The organism is Pararhizobium sp. LjRoot255, assembly GCF_964252905.1.
Taxonomy (GTDB): Bacteria; Pseudomonadota; Alphaproteobacteria; order Rhizobiales; family Rhizobiaceae; genus Pararhizobium.
Map to the genome: position 1 here is coordinate 2,100,906 of NZ_CAXUPQ020000001.1, position 15,673 is coordinate 2,116,578.

Annotated in this window: 12 protein-coding genes; 2 read left to right on the forward strand and 10 right to left on the reverse strand. The window is 62.1% G+C overall.

Going from position 1 to position 15,673, the window contains the following annotated elements:
- Position 1: 1 nt before the first annotated feature.
- The 9 genes from ACSQ2W_RS10200 to ACSQ2W_RS10240 all read right to left on the reverse strand — a co-directional run bounded on the left by ACSQ2W_RS10200 (position 2) and on the right by ACSQ2W_RS10240 (position 13,855).
- On the reverse strand, positions 2-337 hold the full coding sequence (locus ACSQ2W_RS10200) for a Na+/H+ antiporter subunit C (RefSeq protein ID WP_113004313.1): 336 nt from the start codon (positions 335-337) through the stop codon (positions 2-4).
- Positions 337-3,249: a monovalent cation/H+ antiporter subunit A gene (locus tag ACSQ2W_RS10205; protein ID WP_436087745.1), complete on the reverse strand. Its 2,913-nt coding sequence runs from the start codon at positions 3,247-3,249 to the stop codon at positions 337-339. Before ACSQ2W_RS10205 ends, ACSQ2W_RS10200 begins: the two co-directional genes overlap by 1 nt.
- A gap of 608 nt (positions 3,250-3,857) precedes the next feature.
- Positions 3,858-5,306 (reverse strand): efflux transporter outer membrane subunit, encoded by a 1,449-nt coding sequence (locus tag ACSQ2W_RS10210; protein WP_436086138.1) that lies wholly within the window; start codon positions 5,304-5,306, stop codon positions 3,858-3,860.
- Between the two features lie 422 nt (positions 5,307-5,728).
- Complete coding sequence (locus ACSQ2W_RS10215; RefSeq protein WP_436086139.1) at positions 5,729-8,389, reverse strand: bifunctional diguanylate cyclase/phosphodiesterase; 2,661 nt, start codon at positions 8,387-8,389, stop codon at positions 5,729-5,731.
- Between the two features lie 114 nt (positions 8,390-8,503).
- Entirely contained in the window at positions 8,504-8,692 is a 189-nt protein-coding gene (locus tag ACSQ2W_RS10220) for a DUF3008 family protein (RefSeq protein WP_436086140.1), read from the reverse strand.
- A 45-nt stretch (positions 8,693-8,737) separates the two neighbouring features.
- The gene (locus ACSQ2W_RS10225; RefSeq protein ID WP_436086141.1) at positions 8,738-10,387 is read right to left on the reverse strand and encodes a cisplatin damage response ATP-dependent DNA ligase; all 1,650 of its coding nucleotides are present in this window, start codon (positions 10,385-10,387) and stop codon (positions 8,738-8,740) included.
- A 3-nt stretch (positions 10,388-10,390) separates the two neighbouring features.
- Complete coding sequence (locus ACSQ2W_RS10230) at positions 10,391-11,401, reverse strand: ligase-associated DNA damage response exonuclease (protein WP_436087746.1); 1,011 nt, start codon at positions 11,399-11,401, stop codon at positions 10,391-10,393.
- 60 nt (positions 11,402-11,461) lie between these two features.
- Complete coding sequence (locus ACSQ2W_RS10235) at positions 11,462-12,421, reverse strand: nucleoside hydrolase (protein ID WP_436086142.1); 960 nt, start codon at positions 12,419-12,421, stop codon at positions 11,462-11,464.
- A 198-nt stretch (positions 12,422-12,619) separates the two neighbouring features.
- Entirely contained in the window at positions 12,620-13,855 is a 1,236-nt protein-coding gene (locus tag ACSQ2W_RS10240) for an NAD(P)/FAD-dependent oxidoreductase (protein ID WP_436086143.1), read from the reverse strand.
- 189 nt (positions 13,856-14,044) lie between these two features.
- Between ACSQ2W_RS10240 and ACSQ2W_RS10245 the strand changes: the two genes are divergently transcribed.
- Together ACSQ2W_RS10245 and ACSQ2W_RS10250 are read left to right on the forward strand one after the other, a co-directional pair.
- A complete protein-coding gene (locus ACSQ2W_RS10245) occupies positions 14,045-14,326 on the forward strand; it encodes a hypothetical protein (RefSeq protein WP_436079982.1) in 282 nt (93 codons plus the stop codon).
- A 222-nt stretch (positions 14,327-14,548) separates the two neighbouring features.
- Positions 14,549-15,337, forward strand: a complete 789-nt coding sequence (locus ACSQ2W_RS10250; RefSeq protein WP_436086144.1) for a hypothetical protein — start codon at positions 14,549-14,551, stop codon at positions 15,335-15,337.
- Positions 15,338-15,381: 44 nt separating this feature from the next.
- Here the strand turns inward: ACSQ2W_RS10250 and ACSQ2W_RS10255 are convergent, their stop codons facing one another.
- Complete coding sequence (locus tag ACSQ2W_RS10255; protein ID WP_264266696.1) at positions 15,382-15,555, reverse strand: DUF1328 domain-containing protein; 174 nt, start codon at positions 15,553-15,555, stop codon at positions 15,382-15,384.
- Between the last annotated feature and the right edge of the window lie 118 nt (positions 15,556-15,673).

The window sequence follows — 15,673 nt, forward strand, 5'->3', positions numbered from 1 at the left end:
GCTACTCCCTGCCGTCCACATGGTCGGTTCCGGTGAAACCGCGCGAGGCGAGCAGCACCACGAGGAAGAGCGCCGTCATGGCAAAGCCGATGACGATGGCGGTCAGCACCAGCGCTTGTGGAATGGGATCGGTGTGCGTCAAGAGCCCGCCGGTGCCGCCCGGCTCGAGCAATGGCGGCGCATTCACCCTGAGGCGTCCCATGCCGAAAATGAAGAGATTGACGGCATAGGACAGGAGCGAGAGGCCAATGATCACCTGATAGGTGCGTGGCCGGAACAACAGCCAGACGCCGGAAGCGGTCAATACGCCGATGCCTGCAGAGAGCACGAGTTCCATCAGGTGCCCTCCTTCGCAGCGGCTCTCGCAGCCCGGATGAGCTGGGCGCGTGGTGCGCGTACCGACTGGTGGGCGAGCGCGATCAGGATCAGCACGGTGGCGCCGAGCACCAGCGAGAAGACGCCGAGATCGAACAGGATTGCGGTCGCCAGCGGGATCTTGCCGATGATCGGCAGCGATGCGTACTGGGCGTGCGAGGTGAGGAACGGATAGCCGAACAGCCATGAACCAAGACCTGTTGCCGTCGCAATGACAAGGCCGATCGCCATCCAGCGCAGCGGGTGGATGCGCAGCCGTTCCTCGACCCAGCGCGTGCCGCCGGCCATGTATTGCAGAATGAAGCCGATCGACATGGCGATGCCGGCGGCAAAACCGCCGCCTGGCAGATCATGGCCGCGGAAGAACAGGAAGGCCGCCAGCATGCCGATGACGGGGAACATCCAGCGCATGATGACCGACGGCACGAGCAGGTATTCGGCGATGCTGTCGCCCGTCTTGCGGTGCGGATGCTCGTCGTCGAAGGCGTTCTGCACGCGCTGCTGTTCGGGCGTTTCCAGGCTCTCGGCCGCCGGGCGGAAGCGCAAAAGCAGCGCAAACACCGTCAGCGCGACGATGCACAGCACAGCGATCTCGCCGAGCGTGTCGAAGCCGCGGAAATCGACGAGAATGACGTTGACGACATTGGTGCCGCCGCCTTCGCTATAAGCGCGCTCGAGGAAATAACTCGAAATCGTCTCCGGCATCTCGCGGCTCATCATCGTGTAGGAGACGAGCATCATGCCGATGCCGCAAAACAAAGCGACCACGAGATCCCGCAAGCGGCGCAAGCGTACGGGCATTGTCATCATTTCAGGATCATCGGGGTTCTCGATCCGCTTCGGCAGCCAGCGCAGGCCGAGCAGGATCAGAACCGTGGTGACGATCTCGACGAGCAACTGCGTCACCGCGAGATCCGGCGCCGAAAGCCAGACGAAGGTGATGCAGGTGACAAGCCCCGCGCCGCCAAGCAGCACGAGGGCCGCCAGCCGGTGGAATTTCGCCTGATAGGCAGCGCCGACGGCGCAGATCATGCCAATCAGCCAAATCAGCGCAAAGCCCGGATCGATGCCGCGCAGAACGATCGCCGCTGGTTTGAAACCTTGCGTCAAAAGCGTGGTCGAGCCAGCGAGCAAAGCAACGGCAACGAGGATGCGCATTTGAGGCTGCAGGCGGCGCGTGCCGGCTCGCATCTCGATCGACCGCGCCCACTTCCACGACAGCGTGACGAGCACGCGCTCGAAAATGCGCTGGCCTTGGAGACGACGGAAGAAGGGCGGACCCTCGATGCTGGTGGCCAGGTAGCCGTTCATGATGAGGAACAAACCGACGCCGCCGACAAGCGCGATCACGCTCATAAGCAGCGGCACGTTCCAGCCATGCCAGACCGCCAGGCTGTAGACCGGCGTTGCGTCGCCGAGCACCGATTTGACGGCCGTATGCAGGAAGGGGCCGATGGTCCAGGAGGGGACGATACCGACGACGAGGCAGGCGAGCACCAGGAATTCGATCGGCGCGCGCATCCAGTGCGGCGGTTCGTGCGGCATCTTCGGCAGGTCGCGCGGCGGCGGCCCGAAGAAGACGCCGTGGATGAAACGCAGCGAGTAAGTCACGGCGAACATGCTCGCCAGTGTCGCGACATAGGGCGTCATCGTGTCGAGAATGTTGTATTTGTGGGTTTCGATCGCTTCGGCGAAGAACATTTCCTTCGAAAGGAAGCCATTGAGCAACGGCACGCCGGCCATCGCGGCACTGGCGACCATGGCGAGCGTCGCCGTAAACGGCATGTATTGGAACAGGCCGCTCAGCCGCCGCATGTCGCGCGTACCGGTTTCATGGTCGATGATCCCAGCCGCCATGAACAGCGAGGCTTTGAAGGTTGCGTGGTTGATCGTATGGAAGATTGCGGCAACCGCAGCCAAGGGGCTGCCGAGGCTGAGCAGCACGGTGATCAGACCGAGATGGCTGATCGTCGAATAGGCGAGCAGGCCCTTCATGTCCTGCTGGAAGATCGCAAAATAGGCCCCGAGCAAAAGCGTGCTCAGCCCTGCCAGACCGACGATCCAGAACCAGGCATCGGTGCCCGCCATGACCGGCCATAGCCGGGTGAGCAGGAAGATGCCGGCCTTCACCAGCGTTGCGGAGTGAAGATAGGCCGAGACCGGCGTCGGTGCGGCCATGGCATGCGGCAGCCAGAAATGGAACGGGAACTGCGCGCTCTTGGTCAGCACGCCGAGCAGGATGAGGATCAGTACGGTCGTGTAGAGCGGATCGGCGCGGATCACGTCACCCGAGGAGAGGACGGCATCGAGATCGTAGCTGCCGGCAATATGGCCGATCAGCATCAGCCCGACGAACATGCAAAGGCCGCCGGTGCCGGTGATGGTCAGCGCCATGCGGGCGCCTTCGCGGGCATGCGCATTGTGGTGCCAGTAGCCGATCAGCAGGAAGGAGACGATGCTGGTCAGCTCCCAGAAGATCGCCAGCAGAATGAGATTTCCGGAAAGGACGAGGCCGAGCATCGCGCCCATGAAGGCAAGAAACAGCGAAAAGAAGCGCGGCACGGGGTCGCTTGTCGACATGTAGTAACGGGCGTAGACGACCACGAGCAGACCGATCGCCGTTACCAGGCTGGCGAACATCCAGGCAAAACCATCCATGCGCAGGGTGAAATTCAGCCCGAGTTCCGGCAGCCAGTTCACGTCGTAGCGCAGGATCCTGCCGGATGCGATGATGGGATAGAGGCCGGCCGCCGTCGCAAGGCAAAACAAGGCAACGCCCCCGGAAAGCCAGGCGGCGGGCGTGCCCTTGTTGGCCGGAATGCAGATTGCAGCGAGGCTTCCCGCGAAAGGTGCGAGGACGAGGACCAGAAGCAGTGTTTCCGCGATCTCGATGTGCCCGTTTCCTTAACGTTTTCCGACTGGGAAGACCGCAAGGGGTCTGCGAAGGCCTTTGCATCTGGGCGCGAGGATCGCGCCCGAAGCGCACCGGGAAACGGCGCAAAGGCATTGTGTTTTTATGTCTGCTTTCCACCCTGATGCCAACCCGCCGCCGTGATAAAAAATGGCCGCTGCGGCAATTCGTTGCTCTTGAAGGCGCTGCATTTGCTGCTGGTCGATTCAACTGCGGCGGGCGTCGAACGGAGCATGCCGGGAAATAGTCAGGCGGCGGTTTTGTAACAAAATGCAATGGCTTCGTGGCCAGAAATATTTCGACACGGAAGACGGCCGTGTCGACCGGCCGGGCCGCGTGCGTTTTGGTCGGCGGAAGCGGCCGGAGGCCATGTTCGACCAGGCGCTGGCGGAAAAGGCGGAGCTGACGGCGCTGCTGCTGCGGGCCGACCCGTCGGCCGCGGCGCCGACCACCCCTCGACGTTTCCGATTGTTTCAAGCGCTGCGAGGACGGCGTTGCGCACCCATCGATGCTGCAAACAAAAACGCGGCCGATCGAAATCAGCCGCGCTCTATATTTTCATGTCTGTCCGTCAGTAACCCGCGGCCGTCTTGCCCTCGTTGCCCTTACCGTTCGGCGGCTCGATGGCCGAGCCGCCGCCGAGGGCGACGTTCAATGAAACGTAGTTGTTGGCGAGGTTGCGGATGCCGGCCGCGAGCGCGACCCGCGACGTCGCAAGTGAGCGTTCCGCATCGAGAACGTCGAGCAGCGAGGTTGCGCCGCCCTTGTAGCTTTCGCGCGCAAGTCCGAGCGCCTCCTCGTAGGAATCGACGACCTTGCGCAGTGCTGCGACTGTCTCGTAGTCATTGCGCAGCGCAACCAGCGCGTCCTCGACCTCCTCGATGCCGTTCAGCACAGCCTGCTTCCAGGCGAGATACTGCTGTTGAGCGGAGGATTTGGCGATATCGACATTGGCCTTCAGCCGGCCGCCGTTGAAGATCGGCAGGTTGAGGCTCGGACCGAAGGACCAGCTGGTGAGACCGCCGCTGGCAGCGGAAGCAACGATGCGCGAAGCATCGATTGAACCGCTCAACGTCAGGCTCGGATAGAGCTGGGCTTCCGCGACGCCGATCGATGCCGTGGCGGCTGCCAACTGGCGTTCTGCCCGGCGGATATCCGGACGGTTGCGAACCAGGTCGGCGGGGACGCCGATCTTGGTGTTATAGCGCGGCGAAGGTTGCGCCGAACCCTTGGTCAGGCTGGCGGTGACGGAGGTCGCCGGCAGGCCGAGCAGGGTGGCGATATGGTTTGCTGCCTGATTGAACCCTGTCTGATAGCCAGGCAATTCCGCGAGCGTCGAGTTCACGAGGCCTTCCGCCTGGACGACGTCGAGACTGGAAGCCGCACCCGCCGCCTTGATGTCCTCCGTCAGCTTCAGGGTTTCGCGCCGTGAGGAGAGGCTCTGCTGCTGCAGTGCGTAGGCCTCCTGATTGTAGCGCGCCTCGATATAGGACGTGGTGAGGTCGGATAGATAGGCGAGCCGAGCCACGTTGACGTCATCGTAGGCGGCGTCGAGCGACGCAGTCGCCGATTCCTTGGCGCGGCGATACTGGCCGAACAAATCGATCAGCCACGAAGCGTCAGCACCGCCGGAGAGCGTTTTGGTTTCGCTGTGATCGCCTGAGCCGCTGTTTCGCCGGAAAGAGCCATCCTGTCCTTCGACGGTGCCGGATCCGCCTGCGTTGATTTGCGGCAGACCGCCTGCGCCGGCAACGATAACGTTGGCGCGGGCTTCGACGATACGTTCCAGCGACTGCTGGACGTCAAGGTTTTCGCCCATGCCCTGGGCGACGAGGCTGTCCAATTTCTTGTCGCGGAAGGCTTCCCACCAGGGGTTCAGCGTTACATTGACAGCCTCCGCACGGCCGCGCTGCGAGAATTTTGCCGGAAGTGCTGCGTCGGGGGCTTTGTAATCGGGGCCGACGACGCAGCCGGAAAGAAGAAGAAGGCTCAAGGGCAGGAGCACTTTTACTGTTTTCATCTGGATCCCCATCCGGCCCGTCCCGAGCCGGTAACAAACGATTCACTTTGTCCGTCTTTAACATTTTCCTCGCCGCTGGCGAGGGAACAATTGCAAACATGGGATGTAATATGGCCATCCCCAGGGCCAGGTGTTTCCCAAGTGCCACGGCTTGGTCATTGCGCTTCGGATTTCAAGGGGTACGAAGAAAATTCCCCGGCAGGCGTTGCCAACCCGCGGTTTGGCCAGCGAGTTGCCCGAATCACCAGACACAGCGTGACCCACAAAGGTTACGCATATCTGAAATTTTTCGGAGCGCTATTCGCGGCCGCGCGCGTTGAGCCGAGGTTGCAAGAGCAGCCTGGGTTCGGCAATCAAAGATTATTCCTCCGCGGAAGGCGATTCACGCGGTTCCTGGCGCGATTCACGAATGAGGAGACGAATCACGCCGCGAGCCACCGCCGTTCACGCGCAAAATTTGCAAGGTCATTGGCGCTCATTGGCCGGGCAAAGGCATAGCCTTGCAGGCCATGACAGCCCAGATCCCTGAGGATGCGGGCATGCTCCATCGTTTCGACCCCTTCGGCGATGACCTCGATGCCGAGCGACGTGCCGATATCGATGATGGAGGCGACGAGCTGGCGCTGTTTCGCGGAGGTGAGGATCGGGATGACCAGCTGCCGGTCGATCTTCAGGCGGCGCGGCGTCAGCTTCAACAGGCTGACGATCGAGGCATAGCCGGTGCCGAAGTCGTCGATTTCGATGTCGATGCCGAGGTTTTTGATCTGCTCGATATTGGACAGAACCGTCATGTCGCTCTCGTCGAACGAAATCGATTCCAGCAATTCGAACGAGACTTTACCCTTTGGAATAGTCAGCCGGCTGAGGCGATCGACCAGTTTTTCGTCATGCAGCCGGTGATAGGAGAGGTTGACCGATACCTTTGGAATATCGATGCCGCTCGCATCCCAGCGGCGTGACTGGAAGAGGGCCTGTTCGAAAATCCTGTGGTCGATCTCCGAGAGGACGTTGATGTTTTCCGCCGTCTTGAGGAAAGCGTGCGGCGCCAGCAGTCCCTTGGTCGGGTGGTCCCACCGCGCCAGCGCTTCGACGCCGATGATATTCAGGCCGACAGGACAGAACTGCGGTTGGAAGTAGGCGATGAACTCGTTTTGCTCGAGCCCCCGCAGGATTTCGTCCGCGGTCTGCTTGGTGGCGAAAACCGCCGTCTTCAGGGAATGGGTGAAAACTTCGTATCGGTTTCGGCCGCGGCGCTTTGCTTCGTAGAGTGCAATGTCGGCATTGACCAGCACGTGGGTCAGTGCCTCTTCCCGTCTCGCCTGGTGGGCGATACCGATGCTCACACCGATGCGGCAGTCCTGCTCCTTGTATTTGACCGGCACGCTCATGGCATCGATGATGCGCTGCGCGAGAGCGAGGTGCTGACCCTCGACACCGCCATTGCGGGAAATGATCACGAACTCGTCCCCGCCGATCCGGCCGACGAAATCGTCATCGCCGGTGTTGTCACGCAGGATCTGGGCGGCATGCCGCAGGATTTCATCGCCGGCCGCATGGCCGAGGGTGTCGTTGATTTCCTTGAAGCGATCGAGATCGATGTGAAAAATGCTGGCAAGGTCCCGCGTCGCAGTGCTGGAACGCCGATCGGCCAGAATCTCGTCGAGATAGCGCCGGTTCGGCAAGGCCGTCAGCGGATCGTGCAGGGCATTGAATTCCATGCGATGCCGGGCAGCCTCCAGTTCGGCGCTGTGCGCCTCGGCCTGTCCTTTGGCTGCTTCAAGCCGCTCGCTGTTCTCGACATCGGCGGTCACGTCCCAGTTGACGCCAACGATTTTTTCTCTGCCCCCCGCACCGGTATATATCGAGCCGACGGCGCGGATATGCCGTGTCTGGTTGCCGGGCAGGCGAATGCGGAATTGCGAAATATAGTTTGTCCCATGGAGAAGGGCGTCGCTGAATTCCTGTTCGGCCCGTTGCAGGTCGCCCGGATGCAGTGCGTCACGCCAGTCCTCGTAGACCTCGCGCACGCCCCCGCGCATCCCGTAGAGTTCCCTCATGCGGTCGTCCCAGAGGAGTTTGCCGGAGGAAATATCAAGCTCCCAGATGCCGATCTGCGATGCATCGAGCGCGATCTTCAGGCGGTGGGACAGTTCCTGCAACTGATCCTTGTTGTGTTGCAGCACCCGGATGTTGCGCTGTCGCTCCTGCATCAGACGACCAGTGACGAACATCGGCACGACGATGAAGAGACCACCGAGCGCGACGAGGCTTCGGATCAGCCATGCGTTCGGCGGCGTGTCGACCCAGCCGCCCTTGGGCGCGGCGCTGATCACCCAGGAGCCGCCGGGCAGGAAGACGTTGACTTCGACCGGGTTGGCGTCTTTGACGGCGCTATTGCCATAAAACAACGCCCCCTCTTTCCCCAGCCCGTCGCGTCCCGAGATTGCGATGTCGAGGTCCAGCGCTTGCGAACGAAGGCCGCTGTCCTGGTAGAGCCGATCGACGTCGATGACCGCGGAGACGATGCCCCAGAAGTGGTTGGACGCGCCGCCCAAGGAAAGGGAGACAGGGAAGCGGCCGATCAGGCCATTGCCGCCCTGGATAAGCTCGAGTGGGCCGGCCAGCACCATCTTGCCGGAGGATTGAACCCGCATCGCTGCGGCACGCTGGTTCTTGTTCTTGCGGTAGTCGAGCCCCAGGGCCTTCTCGTTTCCCTTCATCGGATAGACGAGGGAGACGATGAGATTTGGCGCTGCCACTATGTTGCGCAGGCGCGAGCGCTCGTTGAAAAGGCTGCGTGCCAGCTCGGAGAACCGCTTCTGGTTCATCCCGGGCTCTGTTGCAATCGTCGCGATCAGGCCGCGGACGAGCTGGATATCGCCGTTGATGTTGGCTTCAAGCCGCGAGCGGATCGGGCTAAGTTGAGCAGCAACGGCAGCGCGGGCCCTGGCGGCGTGCACCGCGCGGTTTTGCTGCTCGGCAAATATCCCCGCTGTAACCACGATCATGAGAGCAATATAGGTCGGCAGATAGTTCGGTTTGAAAAACCGAACTATCTGTGATGTTCTGAATACAGTCGACATTCTCGAAAACACGCAAGCCCCAAAGCCGTTCGTTTCATCGCCAGCAATTGGGCCGCAGTGTCGCAAAGCCGTCTTAACAATAAGTGCGCAAAGGCTGAATTTCAGACGGCGCGCTTACTTGGATTTTTTCTTCTCCGGCAGTTTCTTACGATCTGTTTCGGCCAGTTCCTTGAGTTCCTTTTCCGACATGGATTTCTCCATGCCCTTGGAAGCCCCCTTGAGCTCGGATTTCTTCATGTCGCCGCGTTTGGCGGCGAGGGCTGCGCCGGCCGCCTTCTGCTGGGCTTGGGATTTTGCAGGCATCGTCCTTCTCCTTTGGTGAGATGCTGCTTCATTAACCATCGCCCTCTAAATTGGTTCCCTGATCTCCTCCAGATCGGTTCCCGGCTTGCCGATCATGGCGAGCAGCGTTTCGAGGCGGTCCGCCTCCCGCGGCAACTTGTCCGTTCGAAGCCTGGAAATGCGCGGGAAGCGCATGGCGACACCGGATTTGTGCCGGGTGGAAAAGTTGATGCCCTCGAAGGCAACCTCGACCACGAAACCATGGTCCGGTTCGGCCCGGATGGAGCGAACCGGACCGAACCTTTCTACGGTATTGTTGCGCACATAGCGGTCGAGGACCTCCAGCTCCGCGTCGGTAAAGCCGAAATAGGCCTTGCCCACCGGCACCAACACATCCTTGCCGTCGCTTTCCATCCAGACGCCGAAGGTGAAGTCGGAGTAGTAGCTCGACCGCTTGCCGTGCCCTCGTTGCGCATACATCAGCACAGCATCGATATTGTAAGGCTCGCGTTTCCATTTGAACCATGGCCCCTTCGACCGGCCGGAGGTATAGGGGGAATCCAGGCGCTTCAGCATGATGCCTTCGATGACAGGATGAGGCGGATCGGCGCGCAGCTGGTCAAGTTCCTCCCAGGTCGAAAAAGGGACGAGCGGCGAAAGATCGAACCGGGAGGGTGCTGCCTTGTCGATGAGCGCGGAAAGCTCGGCCCGCCGCGTCAGGAAACTTTCCTGCCGGATATCGCGCCTGCCGGTAAACAAGAGGTCGTAGCCGCGGATGAAGGCGGGATATTCCTCCAGCATCTTGCGGCTCACGGTCTTTCTGTTCAGCCGTTGCTGCAGATCGGAGAAGGTCCGGGTGGCGCGGTTGGTGCGGATCGTGCCACCGACCAGCAGCTCTCCATCGATGATACCCTCGAAATCAGCCTCCTCCAGGATGTCCGGGAAAGCATGGGAAATATCGTCGCCGCTGCGCGAATAGAGCCGCCGCGTGCCCGCCAGGTTGGCAAGCTGCACACGGATGCCGTCCCATTTCCACTCGGCAGCGAAGTCCCTCGGATCGAGTGATGCAAGATCGCTGTCGCCAACCGGTGTTGCCAGCATGACGGCGTGGAAGACGGCCGGCATGTCGAGTTCCGGCTTGTCCGCCTTGCCGTCGAGCCAGCGAAACAGTGACGTATACGGCGGCGAGAGGCCATGCCACAGCGTCTCGATCTCGGTGATATCGACATTGCCCATGTCGGCAAGCGCCTGCTTGACGAGCCGTGCCGAAACGCCGATCCGCAAGCCGCCGGTGATGAGCTTGAGGAGGGCGAAGCGGCTCGACCCATCGAGCTGATCGAGCAGGTTGCGGACGACGCCGTGCACATTGGCGCGTCCGGCCATTTCAAGCTGATGCATGACGGCGCCAAGCGAAAGGTCCTGCACAGCCGTATCGCTGCCGGATGGTCTTTCCCAGACCAGCGATATCGTCTCGGCGAGATCGCCGATATAGTCATAGGAATAACGGAACAGGACCTCGTCCATCCGCTCCAGCACCAGCTGGCGGAGCACGTTCGGCTTGACGGCCTTGAGCGTCAGGGTGCCGGCGATCGCCGCCAGCGCATAGCCACGATCGGGGTCCGGGGCGTTGCGAAAATAGTCGGCCATCAGCTTGATCTTGGCGTTGCGCTGCGGGGTGAGGACCAGCCGGTCGAGCAGTTCGGCGAAGGCGCGCATCGGCTATTCCCCCTCGTCGTCATAGCCGACGAGATGCAGCGGCCGGGCGGCGATGCCCTGCAATTCGCACCAGCGCACGAGGGCCTCCTCGCGGCCATGCGTCACCCAGACCTGGCCTGGATTGATCTCGCGAATGGTCTCGGTCAGTTCCGGCCAGTCGCAATGATCCGAAATGATCATCGGCAATTCGACGCCGCGCTGCTTGGCCCGCTGGCGCACCAGCATCCAGCCGGAGGCGAAGATGGCGACGGGATCGGGAAAGCGCCTCGCCCATCTGTCGGCGAAGGCGGCAGGCGGGCCGATGACGACCGCCCCGGCGAAGGATTGCTTGTCCTCGACGTCGAGGGTCGCCGGGCGAATGTCGCCGAGGTCTACGCCTCGTTCCTCGTAGTAATCGCAGAGCCTGGCCAGCGCGCCATGGATGAAGATCGGCTGGTCGTAGCCTGCTTCCCGCAGAAGGGCGATGATCCTTTGCGCCTTGCCGAGCGCATAGGCGCCAACCAGATGGGCGCGCTCGGGGAACTGCCGCAGCGATGTGATGAGCTTGGCGACCTCGCCGCGGTCATCGGGATGGTGGAAGACCGGCAGCCCGAATGTCGCCTCGGTGATGAACACGTCGCAGGGGATCGGCTCGAAGGCGAGACAGGTCGGGTCGCGCCGCCGCTTGTAGTCGCCGGAAACGACGATGCGGGTGCCATTGGCTTCCACCGCGATCTGCGCCGAGCCAAGGACATGGCCGGCCGGGTGAAAGCTGGCGGTGACGTCGCCGATCGTGGTCCGGGCGCCGAGCACGGCTTCCTCGGATTTGCTGCAGAAGGCATCGCCATAGCGGATGCGCATGATGTCCAGCGTTTCGCGCGTCGCCAGCACATGGGTATGACCGGCGCGGGCGTGATCCGCATGGCCATGGGTGATCAGCGCCTTTTCGACCGGCTGGACGGGGTCGATATAGAAGCCGCCCTTCTCGCAATAGAGACCCTTGGGCGTCGGATAAAGCAGCGTTTCCGGTTTCATGGAAACGAAGATAGCTGGCAATCCACCGGCTGCCAGCTATCGCGGTTGAATTTTTATGCGTCAGGCTGCCGGGTTCAGCGCGAGGGTCTCGGAGATCAGGTCCAGCACCGCATCCGCATCGATCCCGACGCAGACGTTCTGGCTCGGCAGGTTGTCCCAGGCGCTCGGCGGAAACAGGTGGTCGTCGGCCTTCTGGATGGTCTGGCCATCGGCGATGCCGCCGCAGACAACGCGGATCGCACCGCTGCGCAGCGTGAAGAGGTGCGGTGCGACGACATAGACGCAGGCGCAGCTGTCATGGATCACCATGCCGTCCTCGACGTGCTGCTCGTAAAAATCGATGTAGAATTGCGAGATGTCGGAGAGCAGCTTCGCCCGTTCGCCGCCGGTTGCGACGATCGCCGCGAGCCGCGCGCGCGTCATTACCGTCTCCTCGGTGACGTCGAGCCCGACGACGACGACCGGCCAGGGAGCCGTCATCACCGCATCGGCGGCTTCCGGGTCGCCGTGAATATTGGCTTCGGCGGCAGGCGTGATGTTGCCGCGCATGTCGAAAGCGCCGCCCATGATGACGACTTCCTTGACGAGCACGGCAATATCCGGATCGTCGCGCAGCGCCAATGCCAGATTGGTCATCCGGCCGACGGCGACGAGCGTCACTTCGCCGGGATTGGCGCGCACGGTCTCGATGATGAAGCGATGGGCCGGCAGGGGATGGCAGGGAAGGTCGACGACATCCGGGGCGCCGATATTGCCAAGACCATCATGGCCATGGATGCCGGTCGGCCAGTCGACATGCGGGCGCGACGGATTAAGCGTTTCGCCAAGGCCTCTGGCGACGGGGGCGGGGATGTGCCATTGCTGCTTCAGATACAGCGCGTTGCGCGTCGTCGTCTCGACCGAGGCATTGCCGAACACGGATGTGATGCCGACCAGGTCGATCTCGGGATGATTGTGCAGGAAAAGCAGCGCCATCGCGTCGTCGACGCCGGGGTCCGTATCAAAAATTACCTTGTGCATGATGCTTTCTTTATCTTTGTCTTGAATGCTCTGGGCTGTCGCGACTGAAACCGGCATGGCCGTCAAAAGTCAACCGGGAGACGCCGCGCTACTGCATAATTCCTTAAACCGGAATCGATTAAGGATAAAATTATGCTGCACTTTCAAAGTTCTACAGCGTCCTTTGCGCGTCTGAATAGACGCGCGGCGCTGTAGGCATCATTGGAAGCGCTGGATGCTGAAGGGGGTGAGGTCCGGCGTTTCTCCGGAGTTCAGGAGCTCGGCGATCTTCCGGCCGGTAATGGCCGAAAGCGTCAGGCCGAGATGGCCGTGGCCGAAGGCGAGCGCGATGCGCGGATCGTTCGGGCAAAGGCTGATGACGGGCACTGAATCCGGCGTCGAGGGCCGGCGGCCCATCCATTCCGTCCCACCGGTTTCCGGCAGGCTCGGAACGTAGCGCCGCATCTTCTGGCGCATGGCAGCAGCCCGGGCGAAATTGGCCGGCGCATCCGGCTTGGCCAGCTCTACCGCTCCGCCGACACGAAGCGCGTTTTGGAGGGGCGTGGCGACGAAACCGTGTTCGGCGAAAAATACGGGCAGGTCCAGCGTCACCTGCGGGTTGGTGAAGGTGGTGTTGTAGCCGCGCTCGGTCTCGAGCAGGACCCTCAGGCCAAGCCCGCGCACCAGCGTGCGCGACCAGACGCCGGCCGATATCACCACCTTGTCGAAGGTCGCGGGCGTTTGTCCCCTGGCGAAGAAGGTGACGCCGCCGGCCTCCTGCCGAACGCTCTCCACCTCCGCATCGACAAGCGTGGCGCGTTCGCGGACATAGGCCTGGAGATGCCTCAGCAGGGCGAGCGGATCGAGGAAAGTCTGGTAGCCGGCGGAAAAGACGCCGCCGGCGAAGTTGCCTTCCAGCGCCGCTACTCGGGCCCGGGCCTGTCTGGCATCGAGCTTCTCGACCGTGTGTCCAAGCAGCGCTGCGTTCTCGCGTCCGCGGCGAAAGGCATCGTCAACTGCCTTTTCGCTGTCGAAGATCGTTAGCGCGCCGGTCGGCTTGATGTGCCCGGACAGGCCGGTCATGCGGGCAAGGTCTTCGTGCGCGCCAAGAGCCTGACGCATCAGCCCCAGCAGGGCGGCGCGCGAGCGCTCGACCTTGGCCGGCGTAGCGGCCATGAGGAGATTGACCAGCCAGGGCGTCAGCGCCGGCAGGTCCTGCCAGCGCAGGGTGAGCGGCCCGAGTGGATCGAGCAGCCATTTTGGGGCCGAGAGGATCATGTCGGGACGCGCCAGCGGATCAATTTCCGGCACGGCGAGAATGCCGGCATTGCCGACCGAGGCGGGCAGGCCGTCGATGTCCTTTTCGAACACCGTGACGTCGTGGCCCCGCTCGATCAGGTGAACGGCGGTGGCGCATCCGATGATGCCTGCCCCTGCGATGCCAATGCGTGCCATGTTCTGCCCCGAGCCTACCTGCTGCCTCCGCCTGTCTTCGCCCGCCCTCTGGTTTCGATCAAGCCGTCTCCTCCAATTTTCACTGCAATTTCCCTGTTCCGCTAGGAACAGCGTGCAACCCTGGCTTTTGAGAGGATCGGTTTCAGAAGAGGGGATTGGCCTCTCTTGGACAATCGAAGGAGAAACGGCATGCGCAAGATTATACCTTTCGTCCTCATCCTGGCCACTGCCATGGGCTCGATCGCCGTTCAGGAAGCCGCGGCGAAGGGCGGCGACAATGGCCGGGGCGGGCGCGGCGGCGGCGAAAGCATGGGGTCACGCGAACACGTCTTCACGCACTATCAGAGCCCGAACAAGCGTCACCGGAAGGTTCTTTGCACCGTCAACGGAACCTCCGGGATGGTCTACGATCAGGACCTGCGCGGCTGGCGCCGCGTGCCGAGTTGCAGTGGCCGCTACTTTTTCGACTGACAGTCCGGTTCGATCACCTGTCTCCGCGGCGGCTGCCATGATGGCGGCCGCCGCGAAAACATCTTTATTCCGTTCGTGGCCGCCAAGGTCGGCAGCGTTTAAACTTCCGAAACGTCACCCGCGTAGACTGCCGTCTCGTTTCACAATGGTTGGAGTTGAGCGAATGACGGAGCGGCGCGCGTGAAGTCGGTCTTCAAGAAGATACGCCCCCCACGGAAGGTCATGTTCGTCATCGCCGGCGCGCTGGTCCTGTCCGGCGCATCGGGCGCGTTTGCCGTCTATTCCGGCAAGGACGCGCTCCTGGGTCTCGGCAAGGAAAAAGCCCCTTCGCTCTCGGGCCTCGCCTGCACCACCGTCGAGACCCTGAAAATACGGCGCAACGGCCAGCGCTGGATCCGCAAATTTGTGAGCACGGAAACGGCTGACGGTGTGGATCGGGTGCGCACGGCGTTGCGGATCGCGGGCCTGCTCGCCAAGGAAGAAAAGGCCGACCTCTACCAGGTCGTTGTTCTGGACCAGGGCGGACCGCGGGATCGCGCCGGGCGCCGTGGAGCCGCCATCGGTGCGGAAGTGCTGTTCGCGCCCGATCCGACCCGGATGCCGGGCATGAGCACACCGTTTGTTGCGCGCTACAATGACGGCAAGGCGAATACTGTCGGCCTGTTCTATGGCCGCGACGTCGCTCTCTCGACAGACGATATCAAGAGCACGATGACGGCGATGGACGACAAGTCCGATTGCTTCGATCCGGTCGCCGCTGCCGCCGCGGCAGGAGCCGCCGGATCGGCATCGGGTGCGCATGGCGAAGAGGCTGCGGGTGACGATGGCGAGGCTGCTGCACCGGCGCATGGCCAAGAGCCGATACCCGAGCACGGCGAAGTGAAGGTGGAACAGAAGGATTTCTTCGGCTCCATGATGGCGATGGTTTGGGGCGAAAGCACAGAGCCAGCCGCGGATGCGCCCGTCGATCATGCCATCGAAAAGGTTGAAGGCGAAGCAGCCGGCCACTAACAGTCTTGCCGGCCGTGCGCCGTGTCAGCGCAAGACGGCGTGTATCAAACGACTGCGCTGCCCGCGATGAAAGCAAGCACCAGGAAGATCAGGAAGATGATCAGGGCGATGGCGAAGAGCACGCGCGCGATCGTCGCGGTTGCCGCCGAGACGCCCGAAAAACCGAGAAAACCTGTAATCAGCGAGATCACCAGGAAGATAAGCGCCCATTTCAGCATGGAAGGTTCCTTTTTCGATTCTGCCCGGATTGACGCGCAGTATCGGAAAAAGTTCCATGTGCCGAAAACGGACACGCCGCCGCATGGAGACGGCGGCGTGTTCCTGAGGGTGGCTTTC